The following is an 18141-nucleotide window of genomic DNA, read 5'->3' as shown; positions in this document are numbered from 1 at the left end:
GGGGGGCGCGCCCGGGGGCTTGGAGCGGGCCGCCGGCCGCCCGCGCCCCCCGGGGGGGGCCGGGGGGGGGGGCCGGGGGGGGGGGGGGGGGCGGTGGGGGGGGGGGCCCCGGCCCCCCCACGGCGGGCGCGCGGTCGCCGGGCGTGGGACGACGGGGCGCCGCGCGCTGCGCCGCCCGAGGTGTCTCGGAACGCTGGTTCCGAAGGGGACTCGTCATGCCACTGACGTCCGCGACCTCAGGGCGGCCGACAGAGAACCTATCTCTTCAAGACACCTCAACCCGCCAGCTCAGCACGGAATTTGCGGCTCTCATACGGGCCTCGCGCGACGTCCGTCAAGGTCCCGTCAAAGCGGCCTGACCGCGCGTCAGGGGCGCGTCAACGCGGCCGGTCCATGGCCGGAACCGGACGCAGACTGAGCGGCACGGGGGACGGGCGACCGTCCGTGGCCAGATGTTGTTGGAGGGACCGTGACGATCACGGCCGGAACAGCGCACAGCCCCAGCGAGGAGGCAGGTGCACGGCCACGGAAGAGGGCGGTCGCCCCGCCCGAGGGGGGTACCGGGTCGCGGCCAGGAAGGGGGCCGCGACCCGGCGGACGGAGGCCCCGCCTCCCTCGCGAGACCGTGGCCGCGCGGGCCGCTCTGCGCCGCCGCTACTGGGCCACCCTGCCCGCGCGGCTGCGTCTTGTGCGCGCGGCCACGGTCTCGCTCACCGTCGCCCTGGCGCTGCTGCTCCTGCTCGCCGGCCTGGCCGCCTCCGGCACCTGGGACTCCGTGGCCGACCGCGACGCGCCCCGCACCACGAGCGCCGCCGACCTCGACCTCGCCCTGAACGACATGGACGCGCAGGCCGCCAACATCCTGCTGTCCAACGGCGACGCGGGCCGGGGACGGCTGCGGACCCCGTACGACAAGGCGGTCGGCTACTACGGGGACGCCCGCCGCGAGATCGGACACGATCTGCGTGCCCTGGCCGTCGCCGCCCAGGGCGACGCGGCCGACGAGCGGACCGTCGAGTCACTGACGGACGACTTCGCGGAGTACCAGGAGCTGATCGGCCGCGCCCTCGAGAACGACGGACACAGCGGCGGCAAGGCGGACGCGCTCGGCGACTACCGCAAGGCGACGGATCTCCTCCAGCAGCACCTGCTGCCGAACGCGAGACGGCTCGTACAGTCGAACGACGACGCCTTCAACACACGCTACAACCAGGCCCGTTCCACACTCTCGGCCCAACTGGCCGCCGTCCTGGCCCTCGGCTTCATCGTCCTCGTCGCGCTGGGCGTCCTGCAGTGGTACCTGGCGCGCCGCTTCCGGCGGATCCTCAACCCAGGCCTCCTCGCCGCCACCGTGTGCACCCTGGTCGCCGTGCTCCTCGGCGCGCAGATGCTCTCCGCCTGCGCGGGGCATCTGAAGGTCGCACGCCACGACGCCTTCGACTCCGTCGTCGCCCTCTCCCGGGCCCGTGCCACCGCCTACGACGCCAACGCCGACGAGAGCCGCTACCTCCTCGACCCCGGCCGCCGCGACCAGTACGCGCGGTCGTTCCTCGCCAAGTCCCAGGAGCTGTACGGGATCAAGGACGCGAGCCTGGAGACCTACGACGGCGAGCTCACCTCCACCTGGCAGGCATACCGATCCGACCACCACGACCTGCGCTTCACCGGCGAGTTCCGCCGCGAACTCGACAACATCACCTTCCCCGGGGAGCGCGCCGCGGCCGAACAGACCGTCGACGCCTACGCCGTCTACGAACGCGACGACCGGACGGTCCGCGCGCTGCTGGCCGCCGGGAAGGAAGATGAGGCGGACGAGTTCTGCATGGGCTGGCAACCCGGCACGTCCAACGCCCACTTCGGGCAGTGGATGACCGCGCTCGACCGGGTGGCCGGCATCAACCGCGCACACTTCACATCCTCGGTGCGTGAAGGCCGCTCAGCCGTGAGCGGACTGCTGCCCTGGGCGGGCGGGCTGCTGCTCGCCGCGGCCTTCCTCACCGTTCTCGGGCTGCGGCCCCGGCTGGCCGAGTTCCGCTGAGCCCGAGTGGTGTTCACGCGTAACGCTCAAGCGTCGGCGAGCCTCGCCTCCTCCAGGTCCAGGGACCGCTGCAGGCGCCTGCGGGTCGTGTCGCTGATCGCGTGCTCGTCGTACAGCAGCCGCAGCTCCTTCGACTCCACCGCTATCAGGTCGCGGCGCAGCTGGCGGTAGGCGAGGTCGGCGGACTCGGCCGGGGCCCCGTCGCCGTGATCGTCGTCGCTGTCGGCCAGACGGTCCCGGGCGTCGTCGAGGCGTGCGTTCAGACCCCGACGGAGCCGGTCGAGGACGACGTCCGGTGCCGCCTCCAGCTCGGCCAGCTCGTCCAGGCGGCGGATGCCTGCGCCGGCCAGACGGCAGCGGGCCGACGCCTCCTCGCGATCCGTGTGGTCGGGCTCGAGCGCGATACCCGAGCGCTGGACGACCGGAGCCAGCGTGAACCCCTGGACGACCAGGGTGACGACCACGACCGATGTCGTCAGGACGAGCACGAGGGGCCGCTGCGACAGCGCGCCGCCGTGCGCCGTGGCGACCGGGATGGACAGCGCCGCGGCCAGCGGGACCACACCCCGGGTGCCCGCCCACGTCAGCACCAGAGGCATCCGCCAGTTCATGCGCCGGCCCCCGCCCTGCCGCTGCACGACCGCCGACAGGGGCACCAGCCACAGCAGGCGCACGGCGACGAGCGTCGCGGCGACGGCCAGCGCATACAGGGGCCAGGCCCGGTCTCCGTCGGACAGGGCCCGCACCTGCGCGGGCAGGGCGAGACCTATCAGGCTGAAGACGACACTCTCCAGCAGGAACACCACCGTGCCGTACACAGCGTGCAGCTGGAGCCTGATGCGGGCGTTGGTCAGCCGGTCGCCACGGCCGCCGAGGACAACCCCGGCCACCACCACCGACGTGACGCCCGAGGTGTGCGCGGCCTCCGCGAGGACGTACGCGGCGTACGGCGTGACCAGAGCGATCACCGTCTCCAGGACCGGGTCCTCGGTACGCCGCCGGATCAGCGTGACCACCCCGGCGAGCACGGCACCTATCACTGTGCCTCCGCCCGCGAGCAGCACGAACTCACTTCCTGCGGCGCCCCAGTCCGCGGCGGCGGACGCCACGGCGACGCTCACCGCCACCCGGAACAGCACCAGGGAGGTCGCGTCGTTGAAGAGGCTCTCCGCCTGCACCAGAACCTGGACCTTGGGCGGCAGCGCCAGCCGCCTGCCCAGTGCGGTGACCGCCACCGGGTCGGTGCTGGCCAGCACGGCGCCCAGCACGAGCGCCATCTGCCACGGCAGAGGCGTCACGAGTGTGGCCACCGCACCCACCGCCGCCGCCGAAGCCATGACCAGCCCCACGGAGAGCACTCCCACCGGTTTCCACACCGCGCGCAGCTCACGCCACGACAGTTCCTCCGCGCTCGCGTACAGGAGAGGCGGCAGCACGACGAGCCCGATCACGTCCGGGCTGATCTGGATGTGCGGAGTGCCCGGCAGCAGGGCGACCGCGAGGCCCGCCACTACCAGCAGCGAGGGCGCAGGAATGCGCCACCGGCGGGCGAAGGTCGCCACAACGGTGGCAAGTACCACAAGTGAGAGAACCGTCCCTACGCTGCGCATGCCGTCCCCTGGACCTAGATCGGGAGCCACCATGGCTCCCCGCCGACCAGACTTCCCGGCACACCGCCTTCACCCTATCGGTACGAGCGGTGTCAAGACAGTGTCAAGGTCCACAGGACCGCCGCCAAGGATCCGCTAACGGCCGTACCCACCGGCCCGCGGACAGGATTCCGTGGGGCATCGAAGGTGAGATGCGACTCATTCCCGCGAGGAGTTGAGCCAGTGAGCGGAGCGCTTCGGCTGCGATGAAGGACGTACAGCCCGGACGACTGAAGGTCTACCTCGGGGCGGCACCCGGCGTGGGCAAGACCTACCGGATGCTCGACGAGGCGCGGCGCCGCGCCCTGCGCGGCGCGGACGTGGTGGTCGGGTTCGCGGAGTGCCACGGCCGCCCTCATACCGAGCGCATGCTGGAGGGCCTGGAGACCGTGCCCCGCGCCCGGTGTGAGTACCGCGGCGGGGTCTTCCCGGAGATGGATCTGGACGCGGTGCTGGAACGCGGGCCCGGAGTGGTGGTCGTGGACGAGCTGGCCCACACCAACGTGCCCGGCGGGGACCGCAACGCCAAGCGCTGGCAGGACGTGGAACGGCTGCTGCAGGCAGGGATCGACGTCGTCACCGCCGTGAACATCCAGCATCTGGAGTCCCTGAAGGACGTCGTCGAGAAGATCACCGGGGTGCCGCAGCACGAGACGGTCCCCGACGAGGTCGTACGCCGGGCCGACCAGATCGAGCTGGTCGACATGCCGCCCGACGGACTGCGCCGGCGCATGGCGCACGGCAACATCTACGCGCCCGAGAAGATCGACGCCGCACTTGCCAACTACTTCCGGCCCGGAAACCTGACCGCGCTGCGCCAGCTGGCGCTGCTGTGGGTGGCCGACCGGGTCGACGAGGCGCTCCAGACGTACCGGGCCGAGCACGCCATCGGCGGCGTATGGGAGACCCGCGAGCGCGTGGTCGTCGCCCTGACCGGCGGCCCCGAGGGCGACACGCTGATCCGGCGCGCCGCCCGGATCGCGGCCCGGTCCGCCGGCGGCGATCTCCTCGCCGTGCACGTGGCCCGCAGCGACGCCCTGGCCGCCGGGGTCTCGCACGCCTCGCTGGTCCGGCAGCGACGGCTGGTCGAGGACCTCGGCGGCAGCTACCACTCGGTCGTCGGCGACGACGTGGCCACCACCCTCGTGGAGTTCGCCCGCTCCGAGAACGCCACCCAGCTGGTCCTGGGCACCAGCCGCAGAGGCCGCCTGGAGACCTTCCTCACGGGCCTGGGAACCGGGGACGCCGTCATCGCCCGGTCCGGTGACATCGACGTCCACCGCGTCACGCATGAGCGGGCCGGTCGCGGCACCCTGCTGCCGTCGCGGCGCCGTACGCTCTCCACGGCCCGGCTGATCGCCGGGCCGGTAGCCGGCCTGGTACTGCCGGTGCTGCTTACCCTCGGCCTCGCCCAGATGCGCGGCCCCCTGAACCTCACCAGCGAAGCGCTGCTGTTCCTGCTCACCGTGGTGGGCGTGGCCTGCATCGGCGGGGTCGTCTCGGCCGTGATCGCGTCTTTGACCGCGTCGCTGCTCCTCAACTACTGGTTCATCCCGCCCATAGGCCAGTTCACGCTGAGCGACCCGAACGCCCTGCTGGCCCTCGCGGTCTTCGTCGTGGTGGCCGCCGTGGTCGCGGGCGTCGTGGACCGCTCCCTGCGCCTGTCCCGGCGCTCGGCCCGTGCGGCGGCCGAGGCGGAGACCATGTCGTCGCTGGCGGGCAGCATCGTGCGCGGAGGCCAGACGATTCCCGCGCTGCTGGAACGCACCCGGGAGACCTTCGGCATGGAGTCGGTCGAACTGGTGAACAAGCCCCCGGAGGGCGAGGGCGTCACCGTCGTGCCGGCCGGTGTCGAGGCCTTCCTGGTGCTGCGCGGCCGGGCGCTCTCGGCGTCCGAGCGGCGGGTGCTCGCGGCCTTCGCCGCGCATGTGGGCTCCGCCGTCGAGCGGGCCCGGCTCGCCGAGGCCGCCGCCGAGGTCGAACCGGTCAAGGCCGCCGACCGGATGCGTACGGCGCTGCTGCGGGCCGTCGGCCATGATCTGCGCACCCCGCTCGCCGCGGGCTGGGCCGCCGTCACCTCGCTGCGCAGCCGTGACGTGGAGTTCTCGGCCGCGGACCGGGACGAACTGCTGGCCACCGCCGACGAGTCGATGGCGAAGCTCAGCCGGCTGGTGGAGAACCTCCTCGACCTCAGCCGGCTGCAGGCCGGAGCACTCACGCTGAACCTGCGGGCGACCGCCCTGGAAGAAGTCCTGCCGCCCGCGCTCGCGGACGTGCCCGGCATCGAGGCCTCGAGCCTGGAGGACATCCCGCCGGTGCTGGCCGATCCGCCCCTGCTGGAGCGGGTGATCGCCAACCTGGTCGGCAACGCCGCCCGCCACACCCCACCCGGCGCCACGGTACTGGTGACCGCCAGTGCCCTCGCCGGGCGCGTCGAACTGCGGATCGTGGACCGAGGCCCCGGCCTGCCGCCGACCGGCCGCGACCGGCTGTTCGAACCCTTCCAGCGGCTCGGCGACACGGACAACACCACCGGCCTCGGCCTCGGCCTCGCCCTCTCCAAGGGACTGACCGAAGCGATGGACGGAACCCTCACCGCAGAGGACACCCCCGGCGGCGGGCTGACGATGGTTCTGTCCCTGCCGGGCGCCGAGCCGATCGGAGACGAGCGGTACCCGGCCGGGCAGTCCCCCGTCAGTCGAGGCCGGACATCCTGAACATGGTCAGAACCGTCTCGCGGTCGACGCGGTCCTGGACCCGCCGCAGCGCCGTCGTCCCGCACAGCAGGGTGCCCTCGGCCTCGGAGCGCCGGGCGTCCTCACAGAGGCGGTACCAGAGGTCGGGATTGTTCACCAGGACCTGAGGGTCGAGCTCGACCCGGGCGCCGGACACGTCCCGCAGGACGAGCCGCTGGGAGACGCCTTCCAGGCAGCGCACCGACACCAGGCGGTCGGTGCGCACCCGCCGGGTGCCGAGCAGGCCGCGCGAGGCCAGCCAGCCCTCGCCGGCGGACACGCGGCGCGGGAGCAGCACCAGGAACAGCAGTACGGACAGAGCGAGCCACAGCGCGGCGCGCGACCATGTCGCGCTGCCGGAGCCCCAGTCGATCAGGAGCAGCATGGTCAGGAGCAGGGCCGCGCAGCGGGTCGCGCTGTTCAGCTCCCTGGCCCAGCGGCGATCGTGCGCAGTCTGGCCGGATCCCTGTGCGTGCGCGTCAGCGCCCGGCGTATCGCGTCGCGTGTCGTTGCGGCGTCCCATACCGCTGACCATAGGGACGGCGGGAGTGGGGGGCACCCTTCCTTGACGCCACTCTGACGGGCAGCCGCCGGTTCTTGACGCGGTCACAGCGGCGGACGGCGAAGCGCCCCCTGCCAGTCCTGCGGAGATGTGTTCACGCAGGTCAGCGGGAGGGACGTCAGAGTGGCGTCAAAGGGGCGCAGCCGACCGTATGGGACCCGTCAAGGGGAGTCGAATCCGGCCAGGAGGGCTGTTTCGCTTAGCCAGTCCTTAGCCCTCGAACCTCATCCCAGGAGTTCACGATGGCCGATCTGGCCTTCGTCGTCACCACGATCGCGTGCTTCGCGCTGGTGATCCTCGTCGCCAAGGGGGTGACGAAGCTGTGACTGCCGAGAACATCGTCGGCCTGGTCGTGGCCGTCGCCCTGCTGGGCTATCTCGTCCTCGCCCTGATCTTCCCGGAGAGGTTCTGAGAGACATGGGTCCCGTACTTGACGGCGTGCTCCAGCTGCTCGCCCTGATCGGCGCGCTGGCGCTGTGCTACGTACCGCTTGGCAACTACATGGCCAGGGTCTACTCCTCCGACAAGCACCTGCGCGTCGAGAAGTGGATCTACAAGGGCATCGGTGCCAACCCCGACACGGAGATGCGCTGGCCCGCCTACCTGCGCGGTGTCCTCGCCTTCTCCGCGGTTAGCGTCCTCTTCCTGTACCTGCTCCAGCGGATCCAGGGAGTCCTTCCGGGCTCGCTCGGTTTCTCCTCGGTCAATCCGGCGCAGTCGTTCAACACGGCCGTGTCCTTCGTGACCAACACCAACTGGCAGTCGTACTACGGCGAGCAGACCATGGGTCACGTCGTGCAGACCGCCGGCCTGGCCGTCCAGAACTTCGTCTCCGCGGCCGTCGGCATCGCCGTCGCCGTGGCGCTGGTGCGTGGTTTCGCGCGCTCGCGCACGGGTGAACTGGGCAACTTCTGGTCCGACCTGGTGCGCGGCACGATCCGCATCCTGGTGCCGCTGTCCGTGGTCGCCGCGGTCGTCCTCGTCGCCTGCGGCGCCATCCAGAACTTCTCCGGCATCCACGAGGTCGGCCAGTTCATGGGCGGCTCGCAGCAGTGGAACGGCGGCGCCGTCGCCTCCCAGGAGGCGATCAAGGAGGTCGGCACCAACGGTGGCGGCTACTTCAACGCCAACTCCGCCCACCCCTTCGAGAACCCCACCCCGTTCACGAACCTGCTCGAGATCTTCCTGCTGCTGCTGATCCCGTTCTCGCTGACCCGCACGTTCGGCGTCATGGTCGGCTCGGTCAAGCAGGGTTACGCAATCCTCGCCGCCATGGCCACCATCTGGATCGGCTTCTCGGCCCTGATGATGTGGACCGAGTTCGCTCACCACGGTCCGGCGTTCCAGATCGCCGGGGGTGCGATGGAGGGCAAGGAGACCCGCTTCGGCGTCGGCGCCTCGTCGATCTTCGCGGTGTCCACGACACTGACCTCGACCGGCGCCGTGGACTCCTTCCATTCTTCCTTCACCGGTCTGGGCGGCGGCATCACGATGCTGAGCATGATGCTCGGCGAGATCGCGCCGGGCGGTACGGGCTCCGGTCTCTACGGCATCCTGATCATGGCGATCATCGCGGTGTTCATCGCGGGTCTCATGGTCGGCCGCACGCCCGAGTACCTGGGCAAGAAGATCGGCTCGCGTGAGATCAAGCTCGCGGCGATCTACATCCTCATCACTCCGGCGCTGGTGCTGGTGTTCACGGCGGCGTCGATGGCGCTGCCGACCCCGCCGCACTCGATGCTGAACTCCGGTGCCCACGGCTTCTCCGAGGTCCTGTACGCCTTCACCTCGGCGGCGAACAACAACGGTTCGGCCTTCGCGGGTCTGAACGCGAACACCGACTGGTTCAACACCATGACCGGGCTGGCGATGCTGCTGGGCCGCTTCCTGCCGATGGTCTTCGTCCTGGCGCTGGCGGGTTCGCTCGCCGAGCAGAAGCCGGTCCCGGCCACCGCAGGCACCCTGCGCACCGAGAAGCCGCTGTTCACCGGACTGCTGGTGGGCGCAATCCTGATCATCACCGGTCTGACGTACTTCCCGGCGCTGGCGCTGGGTCCGCTGGCCGAGGGGCTGGCGTCATGACCACTCGTACAGAGAACCAAGAGGACTCGATGTCCACTGCCACTCCGACCCGGGCGCCGCACAGCGACGTACCCACCGGGAACAAGTCCGCCGAGGGCCGTGTCGGCGCGGGTCTCTTCGACCCCAAGCAGCTGCTCAAGTCGCTGCCGGAGGCCTTCCGCAAGCTCGACCCGCGGGTGATGGTCAAGTCCCCCGTGATGTTCGTGGTGTGGATCGGCTCCGTGCTGACCACGGTGTTCTCCTTCCAGCATCCGGGTGACTGGTTCGGCTGGGCGATCAGTGCCTGGCTGTGGCTGACCGTGGTGTTCGCCAACCTCGCCGAGGCGGTGGCCGAGGGCCGTGGCAAGGCGCAGGCGGACACGCTGCGCAAGGCCAAGACCGACACGGTGGCCCGCCGACTTCTCGCGGACGGCACGTCCGAGGAGCAGGTCGCGGGTACCGAACTACGCATCGGTGACCTGGTGGTGTGCGAGGCGGGCGACATCATCCCCGGCGACGGTGACGTCGTCGAGGGTGTCGCGTCCGTCGACGAGTCCGCGATCACCGGTGAGTCGGCGCCCGTCATCCGCGAGTCCGGCGGTGACCGCTCCGCGGTGACCGGCGGCACCAAGGTCCTGTCGGACCGCATCGTCATCAAGATCACGACGAAGCCGGGCGAGACCTTCATCGACCGGATGATCAGCCTCGTGGAGGGCGCGTCCCGGCAGAAGACGCCGAACGAGATCGCGCTCAACATCCTGCTGGCGTCGCTGACGATCGTCTTCCTGCTGGCCTGTGCCACGCTGCCGCCGCTCGCGAACTACGCGGGCACGCACCTGACGATGGTCGTCCTGGTCGCCCTGCTGGTCTGCCTCATCCCGACCACGATCGGCGCGCTCCTTTCGGCGATCGGTATCGCGGGCATGGACCGCCTGGTCCAGCGCAACGTCCTCGCGATGTCCGGCCGCGCGGTCGAGGCCGCCGGTGACGTCTCCACGCTGCTGCTCGACAAGACCGGCACCATCACGCTCGGCAACCGCCAGGCCGCCGAGTTCGTCCCGGTCAAGGGCACCACCGAGGCCGAGGTCGCGGACGCCGCGCAGCTCTCCTCACTCGCCGACGAGACGCCCGAGGGCCGTTCCGTCGTCGTCCTGGCCAAGGAGAAGTACGGTCTGCGCGAGCGCCACCAGGGCGAGCTGGCGGGCGCCGAGTGGATAGCCTTCACCGCCCAGACCCGTATGTCGGGCGTGGACGTCGACGGGCGCAAGATCCGCAAGGGCGCGGCCGGTTCGGTCATCGCCTGGGTCAAGGAGCAGGGCGGCACGGTCGCCGAGGACGCGGACAAGATCGCGAACCGTATCTCCGAGTCCGGCGGCACCCCGCTGCTGGTCGCCGTCCACGACGGTGAGGGTGCCCGGGTGCTGGGTGTCATCCACCTCAAGGACGTCGTCAAGGAGGGCATGCGGGAGCGGTTCGAGGAACTGCGCCGCATGGGCATCAAGACCGTCATGATCACGGGTGACAACCCGCTGACGGCCAAGGCGATCGCCGAGGAGGCGGGCGTCGACGACTTCCTCGCGGAGGCCACTCCCGAGGACAAGATGGCGCTGATCAAGCGGGAGCAGGCGGGCGGCAAGCTCGTCGCGATGACCGGTGACGGCACCAACGACGCCCCGGCCCTGGCGCAGGCGGACGTCGGCGTGGCGATGAACACGGGTACGTCGGCCGCGAAGGAGGCCGGCAACATGGTCGACCTCGACTCCAACCCGACCAAGCTCATCGAGATCGTGGAGATCGGCAAGCAGTTGCTGATCACCCGTGGTGCGCTCACGACGTTCTCCATCGCCAACGACGTCGCGAAGTACTTCGCGATCATCCCGGCGCTGTTCGCGGCGGTCTACCCCGGCCTGGACAAGCTGAACGTCATGCACCTGGCCTCGCCCGACTCCGCGATCCTGTCGGCCGTCATCTTCAACGCGCTGATCATCATCGCGCTGGTGCCGCTCTCCCTCAGGGGTGTGCAGTACCGGCCGGTGAGCGCCGACAAGATGCTGCGCCGCAACCTCGGGATCTACGGCATCGGCGGACTGATCGCCCCCTTCATCGGCATCAAGATCATCGACATGCTCATCTCCCTCATTCCCGGGCTGTAGCTCTTCAAAGGCGTGCTGATCACCATGAAAAATTCCGTCACGAACACCGCCCGGCTGCTCGGGGCGGGCCTGCGCGCCCTCCTCGTGCTGACCCTGGTGACCGGCGTCATCTACCCGCTGGTCGTCACCGGCATAGCCCAGGGGCTGTTCAGCAACAAGGCGAACGGCTCCGAGATCAAGGCGGACGGCAAGGTCGTCGGCTCCTCGCTGATCGGCCAGGCCTACAACCTGCCGCTGAAGAAGGGCCAGGAGACCCCCGACCCCGACCTGAAGTGGTTCCAGGGCCGTCCCCAGAACGGCCTGGGCGCCAACAGTGTCAACACCCAGTACACGCTGATCCTGTCGGGCGCGACCAACCGCTCCGGTGACAACGGCGCGGTCAACGGCAAGTGCCCCGCCAAGCCCGAGGACGGCACGCTCTGCGCCCTGGTGCTCGACGCCAAGGCCGCGGTAGTCAAGGACAACTCGGTGTCCGGCTACACGGTCAAGCCGTCGGACGTCCCCGCCGACGCGGTGACGTCCTCCGGCTCCGGCCTGGACCCGGACATCTCCCCGCAGTACGCCGAGATCCAGGTGCACCGCGTGGCCGAGAAGAACGGCCTGTCCGTCGCCCAGGTGGAGAAGCTGGTCAAGGACCACATCACGAGCCGAACCCTCGGCTTCATCGGGGAGCCCCGGGTGAACGTCCTGGAGCTCAACATCGCACTCAAGGCCCTGTCGGCCAAGAGCTGACGGCGTCACGCGACCCGAACGGGAGTCGGCGGCCCGGGAGGCATCCCGGAGCGGCCGACTCCCGCCGCCATGAGGCCGGTTGCGCCGCGTCCGGCGCGAGCGGCCCCCACGTCTGACAGGAAGGCACACGCCCATGACCCGGGTGCTGGTGGTGGAGGACGACCCGCAGCTCGTACGAGCCCTCGTGATCAACATGCAGGCGCGCCGGTACGAGGTGGACGCGGCCCCCGACGGCGCCACCGCGCTGCGTCTGGCCGCCGCGCGCCAGCCCGACGTGGTGCTCCTGGACCTGGGCCTGCCCGACATGGACGGCGTGGCCGTCATCAAGGGCCTGCGCGGCTGGACCCGTGTGCCGGTCCTGGTGCTGTCGGCCCGCCAGGCGTCGGACGAGAAGGTGGCCGCGCTGGACGCCGGAGCCGACGACTATGTCACCAAGCCGTTCAGCATGGACGAACTCATGGCCCGCCTCAGGGCGGCCGTCCGCCGCACGGAGGACGTGCCGCTCACCCCGGGAACGACGTGGGTGGAGACGGACGACTTCAGCATCGACCTCCTCGCCAAGAGGATCGTCCGCGACGGCAGGGACGTACGGCTTACCCCGACCGAGTGGCATCTGCTGGAGATCCTGGTCACCAACCCCGGCCGGCTCATCACCCAGAAATACCTGCTCCAGGAGGTCTGGGGGGTGTCCCAGAGCAGCAAGACCAACTATCTGCGGGTCTACATGGCCCAACTCCGCCGAAAGCTGGAGTCGGACCCCTCGCACCCCCGATATCTCATCACCGAGCCCGGCATGGGCTACCGCTTCGAGGGATGAACATGGCACGCGGCAAGCTGCGGATCTATCTCGGTTCTGCGCCGGGTGTGGGCAAGACCTACGCCATGCTGTCCGAGGCGCACCGCCGTATCGAGCGGGGCACGGACTGTGTGGTGGCCTTCGTGGAGCACCACGACCGTCCGCGCACGGAGGTGATGCTGCACGGTCTGGAGCAGATCCCCCGCAAGGAACTCGAGTACCGGGAGACCGGCTTCACCGAGATGGACGTCGACGCGGTGCTCGCGCGACGGCCCCAGGTGGCCCTGGTCGACGAGCTGCCCCACACGAACATCCCTGGCTCGCGCAACTCCAAGCGCTGGCAGGACGTGGAGGAGCTGCTGGCGGCGGGGATCGATGTCGTCTCGACCGTCAACATCCAGCATCTGGAGTCCCTGGGTGACGTCGTCGAGTCCATAACCGGTATCCGGCAGCAGGAGACCGTGCCCGACGAGGTGGTGCGGCGGGCGGACCAGATCGAGCTGGTCGACATGTCGCCGCAGGCGCTGCGCCGACGGATGGCGCACGGCAACATCTACAAGCCGGACAAGGTCGACGCGGCCTTGTCCAACTACTTCCGGCCCGGAAACCTGACCGCGCTGCGGGAGCTGGCCCTGCTGTGGGTGGCGGACCGGGTGGACGAGTACCTCAACGCGTACCGCAGCGAGCACCAGGTGTCGAAGATCTGGGGTTCGCGCGAGCGGATCGTGGTGGGACTCACCGGCGGTCCCGAGGGCCGCACCCTGATCCGGCGGGCCGCGCGGCTGGCGGAGAAGGGCGCGGGCGGTGAAGTACTCGCCGTGTACATCTCCCGCAGCGACGGCCTAAGTTCGGCCTCTCCGAAAGAACTCGCCGTCCAGCGGACCCTGGTCGAGGACCTGGGCGGCACCTTCCACCATGTGGTGGGAGACGACGTCTCCGCCGCTCTGCTGGACTTCGCACGCGGCGTCAACGCCACCCAGATCGTGCTGGGTGTTTCCCGCCGCAAGACCTGGCAGTACGTGTTCGGGCCGGGAGTCGGGGCCACGGTGGCCCGTGAGTCGGGCCCGGACCTGGACGTTCACCTCATCACCCACGGCGAGGCGGGCAAGGGGCGCGGACTCCCGGTGGCGCGGGGTGCGCGGCTCGGCCGCTGGCGGATCATCTGGGGCTGGCTCGCCGGAGTCCTCGGGCCCGCGCTGCTCACGCTGCTGCTCACCTCGGTCACTCCCGACGTCGGCCTCGCCAACGACATGCTGCTGTACCTGACGCTGACGGTCGCCGCGGCCCTGCTCGGCGGCCTCCTGCCGGCACTGGCCTCAGCGGTCGTGGGCTCCTTGCTGCTCAACTGGTACTTCACCCCGCCCGTCCACACCCTGACGATCGCCGACCCCAAGAACATCGTCGCCATCGTCATCTTCGTCGCGGTGGCGGTGTCCGTGGCGTCCGTGGTGGACCTCGCGGCGCGCCGCACCCATCAGGCGGCGCGGCTGCGCGCCGAGTCGGAGATCCTGTCCTTCCTGGCGGGCAGCGTGCTGCGCGGCGAGGCGAGTCTGGAGGCACTCCTCGAACGGGTGCGGGAGACCTTCGGCATGGAGTCCGTGGCCCTCCTCGAGCGGGAGAGCGACGTCACGCCGTGGACCTGCGCCGGGAGCGTCGGCCCACGCCCGTCCGCGTCCCCCGAGGACGCGGATGTCGACATGCCGATAGGCGACCATATGGCGCTGGCACTGTCGGGACGGGTGCTTCCGGCCTCCGACCGCCGTGTGCTGTCCGCGTTCGCCGCGCAGGCCGCCGTCGTGCTGGACCGCAGACGGCTCCAGGAGGAGGCGGACAAGGCGAAGGAGCTGGCCGAGGGCAACCGCATCCGCACCGCGCTGCTCGCCGCCGTCAGCCACGACCTGCGCACCCCGCTGGCCGGGATCAAGGCATCGGTGACCTCCCTGCGCTCCGACGACGTCGAGTGGTCCGAGGAGGACACCGCGGAGCTGCTGGCGGCCATCGAGAACGGCGCGGACCGTCTCGACAACCTGGTGGGCAACCTCCTCGACATGTCCCGTCTGCAGACCGGCACCGTCACCCCCATCATCCGGGAGATCGACCTGGACGAGGTGGTGCCGATGGCGCTCGGCGGCGTGCCCGAGGGCAGCGTCGAACTCGACATCCCGGAGACCCTGCCGATGGTCTCGGTGGACAAGGGGCTGCTGGAGCGTGCGGTCGCCAACATCGTGGAGAACGCGGTCAAGTACAGCCCGCAGGACGAGCCCGTGCTGGTGTCCGCGAGCACGCTGGGCAGCCGCGTCGAACTGCGTGTCGTCGACCGGGGACCAGGGGTCCCGGACGACGCGAAGGGGCGCATCTTCGAGCCGTTCCAGCGCTACGGCGACGCTCCGCGCGGTGCCGGTGTGGGGCTCGGTCTCGCGGTGGCACGCGGCTTCACGGAGGCGGTGGGCGGGACGCTCGGCGCGGAAGACACCCCTGGAGGCGGGCTGACGATGGTGATCACCCTGCCGGTGCAGGGCCATATGGCGAAGGTGTCATCTCCCCGGCAGTGACAGGGGAGATGACACGAGACCGGGGAACCGCAGCGCCCCGAAGGGGCGCGTGGCGACTCCGACAGGCGGCTTCGCCGGGGCGCGGCCGGCCACGACGGCGCCGCAGTCGATCCACGGCACACCGCCCCGCTCCCGGCGGAGCGCTTACGCTTCCAGCCGCCAGGAACGCCCCCGCAGCGCACGGGCGGTGTCCTTCTCCAGGCGCCCCGTGTCGAGCCCGAGCCGCCACACGTTGCGGCGGTGCGCCGCACTGAGTTCGGCCTCCAGCGGTGACGGCGGCACCGCGAGCACCGGGCAGCCGGCGTGGGCCAGGCAGTAGCGGCTCACGGAGCGGTAGCACGCGCGGTGCCAGAGGCTGCGCTGTCCCGCACCGACCACCAGTACGTCGTCCTCACGGTCGGCGACCTCCACCAGGGCCGTGCCCGGGGCACCCCGCGCGACCAGGGCGTGCGTGCGCACCCCGGGTCCGGAGTCGCCGAACACGTCGTCGAGGGCGGACAGCAGCCTCTTGCGGGCCAGGTCCTGCCAGGCGTCGGTCATCATGGTCGCCCCCGGGTCACGGCGGGCCGCGAGATCACCTCCCGGCGGCTCCCAGGCCAGCACCGGCCACAGGGCGGCGCCCCTGCGCCGTGCCTCCTGGGCGGCCCAGCGCAGGGCGGTGAGACTGCCCAGCGAGCCGCTCACTCCGACGACGACCCGAGGACCTGAAGGGGCGTCCGTACCGGACATGGCTCCACCGTTCTTCGTACGCGCCCGCGGGAACGTCCCGTGGGCGGCCCGTCAAGGGGCTGCCCCATCCCAACTCCGTGCACCCGCCCAAGAACAGTCCCGGCGCGCTTTTTTGGCGCCCTTCTGACGGGTTTCCAGGATGCCACCCAGTACACGTGTAAGCATCCCGTCAGCGTCGCCTTCTTCGCCGTCAGTATCGCGTCATGACACCTCCGGACCCCTGGCCGGCCGGGCATAGCGTCGGGTGCGAGCCACGGTCCGCCTCACCGCGTCCGGGGCGCTCACCCCTCATGCACCACGTCGGATCCTCCAGGAGGCATCCCATGCAAGACATCCTGAGCGGCGAAGACCCCGAGCCTTCCGATCGATTCCCGGCCGGACCGCTGTTCGTTCCGGTCCGGCCGGGCCCGGCCGGGTGTGCAGCCCGGCTCTTCCGCACTCCTCTCGGCGACCGCACGGCCGTCGGCTTCACCTCCGAGGCCCGGCTCCGTACGACGCTTGGCCCCGACCAGGAGTGGATCAGGCTCGCCGAGCCCGCGCTGCGCGCGATGACCGCACCTCTGGGTGTGACCGCCCTCACGGTGGATCCCCAGTTCTCCGCCCCGGCTCCCGCGCCGGCCCGCGGCGGCGGACTCACCGCGGTGCCTGACAGGACGAACTCCGCCGACCAGCGCTGGACCTGGGATCCGCAAGCCGTCGGTGTACTGCGCGTGACCGGCGCCGCCGCGCTCGTCTCGCTCGCACTGTGGATCGGTTGAGAGGGGAGAGCACCATGACCACCGTCCATGAACCCGCCGTCACCACGCCCGCCGACCTGTCGGTGTGGCCCGCCTCCACGAACGACAACCGCCGCGGGGACCTCGCGGTGGGCGGCGTCCCGCTCGCCGAGATCGCGGACCGCTTCGGCACGCCCGTCTACGTCCTGGACGAGGCCGAGGTGCGCGACCGCTGCCGCACCTACCGCGATGCCTTCCCGGATGCCGAAGTCCTCTACGCCGCGAAGGCGTTCCTGTGCCGGGCGATGGTCCACTGGATGGAGGAGGAGGGCCTCGGCCTGGACGTCTGCTCCGCCGGTGAACTGGAACTCGCGGTCACCACCGGGTTCCCGGCCGAGCGGATCGTGCTGCACGGCAACGCCAAGTCCCCCCGCGACCTGGAGACCGCGCTGCGGCTCGGCGTCGGCCGTATCGTCATCGACAGCCCCTCGGAGATCGCTCGGCTCGCCGCCGCGGTCGGCCCCGACGGCCACCAGAAGGTCATGGTCCGTGTCGTGCCCGGCATCAGCGCCGGCGGTCACGCCAAGATCCGCACCGGCACCGACGACCAGAAGTTCGGCCTCTCGATCTCCGACGGGTACGCCCAGCACGCCATCGCCCGGATACTCGACCAGCCGCAGCTCGAACTGACCGGCCTGCACTGCCACCTGGGCTCGCAGATCACCAGCGTCAAGCCGTATCTGCTCGCCGTGCGCCGCATGGTGGGGCTGATGGCCCGGCTGCGCGAGCAGCACGGCCTGGTGCTGCCCGAGATCGACCTCGGCGGCGGACACGGCATCGCCTACCGACCGGGCGAGCAGGCCCTCGACCTGACCACGCTGGCCCGCAAGGTCCGCATGGAGCTGAACGAGGCGTGCGCGGCGGCCGGCCTGCCCGTCCCGAACCTGATCATCGAGCCGGGCCGCGCCATCGCGGGGCCCGCGGGGATCGCCCTGTACCGAGTCCTGGCCGTCAAGCGCACCGGCGAGCACACGTTCGTCGCCGTGGACGGCGGCATGAGCGACAACCCGCGCCCCGCCCTGTACGGGGTGCGGTACGCGCCCCGGCTGATCGGCCGGCACAGCACCGCCGCACCGGCACCGGTCACCGTCGTCGGCCGCCACTGCGAGGCCGGTGACGTCCTGGCCACGGACGTCGAACTCCCCGGTGACGTCCACCCCGGCGATCTGCTGGCCGTCCCCGTCGCGGGCGCGTACCACCTGTCGATGGCCTCCGGCTACAACCTCGTCGGACGCCCGCCCGTGGTGGCCGTCGCACGGGGAAGGGCCCGGCTGCTGGTGCGTCGCGAGTCCCTGGAGGACATCCGGAGCCGCGACGTGGGGCTCTGACCCGCGCGGCCTTCAAAGCCACCTCCGGGC

Annotated in this window: 13 protein-coding genes; 10 read left to right on the top strand and 3 right to left on the bottom strand. The window is 70.8% G+C overall.

What is annotated here, in order from left to right; translation table 11 throughout:
* The first annotated feature begins 625 nt into the window (after positions 1-625).
* The gene (locus ABZ845_RS15865) at positions 626-2038 is read left to right on the top strand and encodes a hypothetical protein (RefSeq protein ID WP_360978977.1); all 1413 of its coding nucleotides are present in this window, start codon (positions 626-628) and stop codon (positions 2036-2038) included.
* A gap of 26 nt (positions 2039-2064) precedes the next feature.
* On the opposite strand, the gene ABZ845_RS15860 is transcribed toward ABZ845_RS15865, so the two are convergent.
* The gene (locus tag ABZ845_RS15860; protein WP_360978974.1) at positions 2065-3648 is read right to left on the bottom strand and encodes a Na+/H+ antiporter; all 1584 of its coding nucleotides are present in this window, start codon (positions 3646-3648) and stop codon (positions 2065-2067) included.
* Positions 3649-3893: 245 nt separating this feature from the next.
* On the opposite strand from ABZ845_RS15860, the gene ABZ845_RS15855 reads away from it, so the two are divergent.
* Positions 3894-6404 carry an ATP-binding protein gene (locus ABZ845_RS15855; protein ID WP_360978971.1) on the top strand — a complete coding sequence of 837 codons (2511 nt, stop codon included), beginning with the start codon at positions 3894-3896 and terminating at the stop codon, positions 6402-6404.
* Here ABZ845_RS15855 and ABZ845_RS15850 read toward each other — a convergent pair.
* Complete coding sequence (locus ABZ845_RS15850) at positions 6382-6945, bottom strand: hypothetical protein (protein ID WP_360978968.1); 564 nt, start codon at positions 6943-6945, stop codon at positions 6382-6384. The two genes, ABZ845_RS15855 and ABZ845_RS15850, sit on opposite strands and share 23 nt — an antisense overlap.
* A 361-nt stretch (positions 6946-7306) precedes the next feature.
* Between ABZ845_RS15850 and kdpF the strand changes: the two genes are divergently transcribed.
* The 6 genes from kdpF to ABZ845_RS15820 all read left to right on the top strand — a co-directional run bounded on the left by kdpF (position 7307) and on the right by ABZ845_RS15820 (position 15278).
* Positions 7307-7396 carry a K(+)-transporting ATPase subunit F gene (kdpF, locus tag ABZ845_RS15845; RefSeq protein ID WP_016434100.1) on the top strand — a complete coding sequence of 30 codons (90 nt, stop codon included), beginning with the start codon at positions 7307-7309 and terminating at the stop codon, positions 7394-7396.
* Positions 7397-7401: 5 nt separating this feature from the next.
* The gene (kdpA, locus tag ABZ845_RS15840) at positions 7402-9066 is read left to right on the top strand and encodes a potassium-transporting ATPase subunit KdpA (RefSeq protein WP_360978965.1); all 1665 of its coding nucleotides are present in this window, start codon (positions 7402-7404) and stop codon (positions 9064-9066) included.
* Positions 9063-11198, top strand: a complete 2136-nt coding sequence (gene kdpB, locus ABZ845_RS15835) for a potassium-transporting ATPase subunit KdpB (RefSeq protein WP_360978962.1) — start codon at positions 9063-9065, stop codon at positions 11196-11198. The genes kdpA and kdpB overlap by 4 nt, the downstream gene beginning before the upstream one ends.
* Positions 11199-11222: 24 nt before the next feature.
* A complete protein-coding gene (locus tag ABZ845_RS15830; RefSeq protein WP_360978959.1) occupies positions 11223-11930 on the top strand; it encodes a potassium-transporting ATPase subunit C in 708 nt (235 codons plus the stop codon).
* A gap of 133 nt (positions 11931-12063) precedes the next feature.
* Positions 12064-12747 carry a response regulator transcription factor gene (locus ABZ845_RS15825; RefSeq protein WP_360978956.1) on the top strand — a complete coding sequence of 228 codons (684 nt, stop codon included), beginning with the start codon at positions 12064-12066 and terminating at the stop codon, positions 12745-12747.
* 2 nt (positions 12748-12749) lie between these two features.
* Positions 12750-15278 (top strand): sensor histidine kinase KdpD, encoded by a 2529-nt coding sequence (locus ABZ845_RS15820; protein ID WP_360978953.1) that lies wholly within the window; start codon positions 12750-12752, stop codon positions 15276-15278.
* Positions 15279-15422: 144 nt separating this feature from the next.
* On the opposite strand, the gene ABZ845_RS15815 is transcribed toward ABZ845_RS15820, so the two are convergent.
* Positions 15423-16007 (bottom strand): universal stress protein, encoded by a 585-nt coding sequence (locus tag ABZ845_RS15815; RefSeq protein ID WP_360978950.1) that lies wholly within the window; start codon positions 16005-16007, stop codon positions 15423-15425.
* A 323-nt stretch (positions 16008-16330) separates the two neighbouring features.
* On the opposite strand from ABZ845_RS15815, the gene ABZ845_RS15810 reads away from it, so the two are divergent.
* On the top strand, positions 16331-16765 hold the full coding sequence (locus tag ABZ845_RS15810; protein WP_360978947.1) for an SAV_915 family protein: 435 nt from the start codon (positions 16331-16333) through the stop codon (positions 16763-16765).
* Between the two features lie 14 nt (positions 16766-16779).
* Positions 16780-18111, top strand: a complete 1332-nt coding sequence (gene lysA, locus ABZ845_RS15805; protein WP_360978944.1) for a diaminopimelate decarboxylase — start codon at positions 16780-16782, stop codon at positions 18109-18111.
* The last annotated feature ends 30 nt before the right edge of the window (positions 18112-18141 follow it).

The sequence above is a fragment of the Streptomyces sp. NPDC047022 genome (assembly GCF_040644155.1).
In the GTDB taxonomy this organism is placed as follows: domain Bacteria; phylum Actinomycetota; class Actinomycetes; order Streptomycetales; family Streptomycetaceae; genus Streptomyces.
The sequence above is the reverse complement of the archived record's forward strand: the minus strand, read 5'-3'. Positions and strand labels throughout refer to the sequence as shown.

Coding starts and splice junctions, on each gene's coding strand:
- ABZ845_RS15860 (WP_360978974.1), bottom strand. CDS start 3,648: ATGCGCAGCGTAGGGACGGTTCTCTCACTTGTGGTACTTGCCACCGTT.
- ABZ845_RS15855 (WP_360978971.1), top strand. CDS start 3,894: ATGAAGGACGTACAGCCCGGACGACTGAAGGTCTACCTCGGGGCGGCA.
- ABZ845_RS15850 (WP_360978968.1), bottom strand. CDS start 6,945: ATGGGACGCCGCAACGACACGCGACGCGATACGCCGGGCGCTGACGCG.
- kdpA (WP_360978965.1), top strand. CDS start 7,402: ATGGGTCCCGTACTTGACGGCGTGCTCCAGCTGCTCGCCCTGATCGGC.
- kdpB (WP_360978962.1), top strand. CDS start 9,063: ATGACCACTCGTACAGAGAACCAAGAGGACTCGATGTCCACTGCCACT.
- ABZ845_RS15830 (WP_360978959.1), top strand. CDS start 11,223: ATGAAAAATTCCGTCACGAACACCGCCCGGCTGCTCGGGGCGGGCCTG.
- ABZ845_RS15825 (WP_360978956.1), top strand. CDS start 12,064: ATGACCCGGGTGCTGGTGGTGGAGGACGACCCGCAGCTCGTACGAGCC.
- ABZ845_RS15820 (WP_360978953.1), top strand. CDS start 12,750: ATGGCACGCGGCAAGCTGCGGATCTATCTCGGTTCTGCGCCGGGTGTG.
- ABZ845_RS15815 (WP_360978950.1), bottom strand. CDS start 16,007: ATGTCCGGTACGGACGCCCCTTCAGGTCCTCGGGTCGTCGTCGGAGTG.
- ABZ845_RS15810 (WP_360978947.1), top strand. CDS start 16,331: ATGCAAGACATCCTGAGCGGCGAAGACCCCGAGCCTTCCGATCGATTC.
- lysA (WP_360978944.1), top strand. CDS start 16,780: ATGACCACCGTCCATGAACCCGCCGTCACCACGCCCGCCGACCTGTCG.